Consider the following 4,274-nt stretch of genomic DNA (forward strand, 5'->3'; position numbering starts at 1 on the left):
TCGCCATTGCGGTAGAGCCAATCGATCTGCCCGAGCTGGCTTGGCGCAAGCGTAACTTCGATGGACTCCAGCTCGCCCGAAACGCGTTGCTCGATCAGGCTGGTGAGGGTCGAAATGCCCTCGCCTGTGACGGCCGAAATCGCGATCGGCGGCGTCTTGCGGCCGTCGGCACTGTCGGAAAGCAACCGTTCGCGATTGCCCTCGTCGAGCTGATCGATCTTGTTCCAGACCTCGACGACGCGATCTGTGTCTGCCGCATCGACGCCGAGATCGGACAGGATGCGCTCGACATCGTTGGCCTGGGCCGCTGTGTCGGGGTCGGAAATGTCTCGCAGATGGATCACCAGATCCGCCTCGATGACCTCTTCGAGCGTCGCCCGGAAGGCCGCGATCAGATGCGTCGGCAGGTCGGAGATGAAACCGACGGTGTCGGACAGGATGATCGGCGTGCCGTGCGGCAGCCGGACCCGGCGCAAGGTCGGATCGAGTGTTGCAAACAACATGTTTTCGGCCAGCACGCTGGCACCGGTCAGGTGATTGAACAAAGTCGATTTGCCGGCATTGGTGTAGCCAACGATGGCGACGACCGGGAACGGCACCTTGCGGCGCTTGGAGCGGTGCAGGTCACGCGTGCGAACCACCGTCTCCAGCTCGCGCTTCAGCTTGATGATCTTTTCCTGCAGCGCGCGCCTGTCGGACTCGATCTGCGTTTCGCCGGGGCCGCCGAGGAAACCCGCGCCGCCGCGCTGGCGCTCAAGGTGGGTCCAGCTGCGGACAAGCCGACCCTTCTGGTAGTTGAGATGGGCAAGCTCGACCTGAAGCGTGCCTTCCTTGGTGCGGGCGCGCCGGCCGAAAATCTCAAGGATCAGCCCGGTGCGGTCGAGCACCTTGGCGTTCATCTCTTTTTCGAGGTTGCGCTGCTGCACCGGAGTCAACGGATGATCGACGATGACCAGTTCCGCGCCGCGCTCCTTTACGATCGCGGCGAATTCCTCGACCTTGCCGCTGCCCAGCAATGTCGCCGGACGCGGGTCGTTGAGGGTTACGATCGCGGTGTGAACGGGTTCGAGATCGATGGCGCGGGTCAGTCCGACGGCTTCGTCGTGGCGAGCCTCGGCCGAACGCTGCAGCCGTGGACGCGCGCTGTCGTCGTCACCCTTGGGCTGGCGCGTGAGCACCGGCACTATGACGATCGCACGGGTGGGGGCGTTGTCGCCCCCTACCGATTCGGGTCCATTGCTCTCACCGGCCTTTGTGCCGGCGTGTTTGTCGCGTGCCAATCAGGCGCCCTGGCTTTCCTCGCCATCGAACATCTGAACCGGCTGGCTCGGCATGATCGTGGAGATGGCATGCTTGTAGACGAGCTGGGAGTGCCCGTCACGGCGCAACAAAACACAGAAATTGTCGAAGGAGGTCACGACTCCGGTCAATTTCACGCCGTTAATGAGGAAAATGGTGAGTGGGTTTTTGCTCTTGCGAACTGAATTCAGGAATAGGTCCTGAAGATTCTGCGATCGTTCCGCCATTGTTTTTTTCTTTCGCCGATCCCTGTCTGCTGCCAATGCGCCAAATTACTCAGCTCATGTCAAGCCAGCAAACACCCCCTTGCCACAATKCGCGGCAAGCTGAACGAGATGAATTTAACCATTTACGCCCAAGCGGTTATCAGGCTTGGATTTTTTCCGCAACGTCAAAAAAGGCTTCCCGAAGGGAAAGGGCCACCGATCCGGGGTGCCCATTGGCGACCGGCTGGCCGTCAATCTCAACGATTGGCATGATCAGCGTGGTTGCCGCCGAGATGAAGGCTTCGCGCGCGGATTTGGCTTCATCGACGGTGAAACCGCGCTCCTCGATCTTCAATCCAAGTTTGTCGGCGACCGCAAACAGCGTGGTGCGGGTGATGCCGCGCAGGATGCCGCTGTCGGCAGGCCGGGTCACCAGGCTGCCGTCCTTGGTGACGATCCAGGCGTTGGTGGCAGCCCCTTCTGTGACCTTGCCGTCTACATCGACGAACCATGCCTCCTGGGCGCCGGCTTCCTTGGCCTGCTGGCGTGCCAGCACGTTGGGCAGCAGCCCGACAGATTTGATATCGACGCGGTCCCAGCGGTTTTCCGGCACGGTGATCACCTTGATACCCGTGCTCGCCCGCTTGGCGGCGGCCGCCGGATCGGTGCGCTTGGCGGTGACCACCAGCGCGGGACGCGTGCCGTTGGCTGGGAAGACGTGGTCGCGGGGTGCTACGCCACGCGTCACTTGCAGATAGACCATGCCATTGTGGACGCGATTGCGGGCAATGACTTCGCGCATGATGTGCACGAGAACGGCGCGGTTGACCGGCCGGTCGATCCTGAGTTCGGAAAGCGAGCGGTCGAGCCGGTCAAGGTGCCCGACGCTATCGACGATGAAGCCGCGTGCCACCTCGCAGACCTCGTAGACGCCGTCGGCGAACTGGTAGCCGCGGTCCTCGATATGCACAAAGGCGTCCGAATGGGCGACGTAGCGCCCGTTGACATAGGCAATGCGCGGCATGGTTTTCGTACCCTCGAGATTCTACGGCGTTCTAGACGATTTGCGCGGTGCGGCAATGTGCAAATGGCTGGTCCAGATCAGAAGAACTCGAGGCTGACCCTGAACATCTGCTCGACATGCTTGACCGCCTTGTCGAGCGCGAAAATGACGACGCGGTCCTTGGGCCTGATCTTCACCGAACCGCTCGGCTTGACCACATGGCCGTCGCGATAAATCGCGCCGATGCGCATGCCGTCGGGCAATTCCAGATCACGCAGCAGCGTGCCGACCAAAGGCGAGGTTTCGAGCGCTTCGGCCTCGATGATTTCGGCGGCACCGCGCTGGATCGAGTGCACCTGCCTGATTCGGCCGCGCCGGACATGCTGGAGCACGCGCGAAATGGTGACGGCACTTGGATTGACATGTGCGTCGATACCAAGCGGCTTGGTCAGGTCCTGATAGGACGGATTGTTGATGAGCGCGAGGTTGCCCTTGCAGCCGAGGCGCTTGGCCATGACGCTGGACAGGATGTTGACCTGGTCGTTGTTGGTCAGCGCGACCATAAGGTCGGCATCCTGGATGTCTGCCTCCATCAAAAGCTTCTGGTCGAGCGCGCTGCCGTTGAGCACCACCGTGCGGCGCAACTCGTCGGCGACCTTGACCGCCCTCTCCCGGTTCGCCTCGATGATCTTGATCTTGGTGCGGCTCTGGCGCTGTTCGAGCGTACGGGCGACGAACAGGCCGATATTGCCACCGCCGGCGATGACGATACGTGTCGCCTCCTGCTCCTCATGCCCAAACAGGCCAAGCGTGCGGCGCACCTGGTCCTTGGTCGTCACGACATAGGCGAGATCGCCCGCCACCAGCTGGTCGGCCGAATGCGGGATGAACAGGCGGTCGTTGCGGGTGACGCCGACGACCGTCGATGGCAGATCGGGGAACAGTTCGCTGAGCTGTGCCAGCGGGGTGTTGATGACAGGGCAATCTTCCAGGCACTCGATCGCCACCATGATGATGTGGTTTTCGGCAAATCGAACCACGTCGGTGGCGCCGGGCAGCGAGATGCGCCGAAGCACCATCTCGCCGACCTCAAGCTCCGGCGAAATGATCACGTCGATCGGTAGATGGTCGCGCGAAAACAGGTCCTGGTAGTGTGGCTGGAGGTAGGATTGCGAGCGGATGCGCGCGACCTTCATCGGTACGTTGAACAGCGCATGCGCCACTTCGCAGGCGACGATGTTGACCTCGTCGAAAAGCGTCACTGCGATGATCATGTCGGCGTTTTGCGCGCCGGCCGCCTCCAGCACTTCCGGATGCGAGCCGTGACCGACAAAACCGCGCACATCAAGCTGATCGCGCACCGAATGGATCAGTTCGGGTGCCGTATCGATGATCGAAACGTCGTTCTTTTCCGCAGCCAATCGTTCGGCGATACCGTAGCCGACCTGCCCCGCCCCACAGATGATCACGCGCATGTGGGACGTCTATCCTGTCTGGCTGGCACGGCACTCTTATGGAGCTCCATCCGAGTCTCGGCTTTCAGAATCATGTTCTAGACGCCAAGCGACTTGAGTTTGCGGTGAAGGGCCGAACGCTCCATGCCGATGAACTCCGCCGTCTTCGAGATATTGCCGCCGAAGCGGTTGATCTGGGCGATSAGRTAKTCCTTCTCGAACATCTCGCGTGCCTCGCGAAGCGGCAGCGCCATGATGTGCTGGTCAGACTGGTTGGGCGCGCGTGGCATGACGTCGCCAATCTCTGACGGC

Annotated in this window: 5 protein-coding genes; all 5 read right to left on the bottom strand. The window is 61.6% G+C overall.

The features are described from left to right. Window positions 1–1,280 (bottom strand): GTPase HflX (gene hflX, locus AC1DUU_RS24585; RefSeq protein ID WP_476785994.1); only part of this gene is annotated, 1,280 nt, incomplete at its 3' end. After that, window positions 1,281–1,526, bottom strand: a complete 246-nt coding sequence (gene hfq / locus AC1DUU_RS24590; protein WP_006202172.1) for an RNA chaperone Hfq — start codon at window positions 1,524–1,526, stop codon at window positions 1,281–1,283. A 139-nt stretch (window positions 1,527–1,665) separates the two neighbouring features. Next, a complete protein-coding gene (locus AC1DUU_RS24595; protein WP_476785995.1) occupies window positions 1,666–2,529 on the bottom strand; it encodes a D-amino-acid transaminase in 864 nt (287 codons plus the stop codon). Between the two features lie 77 nt (window positions 2,530–2,606). Next, window positions 2,607–3,983 (bottom strand): Trk system potassium transporter TrkA, encoded by a 1,377-nt coding sequence (gene trkA / locus AC1DUU_RS24600; protein ID WP_476785996.1) that lies wholly within the window; start codon window positions 3,981–3,983, stop codon window positions 2,607–2,609. A gap of 77 nt (window positions 3,984–4,060) precedes the next feature. Then, the coding region (locus AC1DUU_RS24605) for a helix-turn-helix domain-containing protein (protein WP_476785997.1) at window positions 4,061–4,274 on the bottom strand (214 nt) is incomplete at its 5' end.

This window comes from Aminobacter sp. P4_H6_2, assembly GCF_056400805.1.

Coding starts and splice junctions, on each gene's coding strand:
- hfq (WP_006202172.1), bottom strand. CDS start 1,526: ATGGCGGAACGATCGCAGAATCTTCAGGACCTATTCCTGAATTCAGTT.
- trkA (WP_476785996.1), bottom strand. CDS start 3,983: ATGCGCGTGATCATCTGTGGGGCGGGGCAGGTCGGCTACGGTATCGCC.
- AC1DUU_RS24595 (WP_476785995.1), bottom strand. CDS start 2,529: ATGCCGCGCATTGCCTATGTCAACGGGCGCTACGTCGCCCATTCGGAC.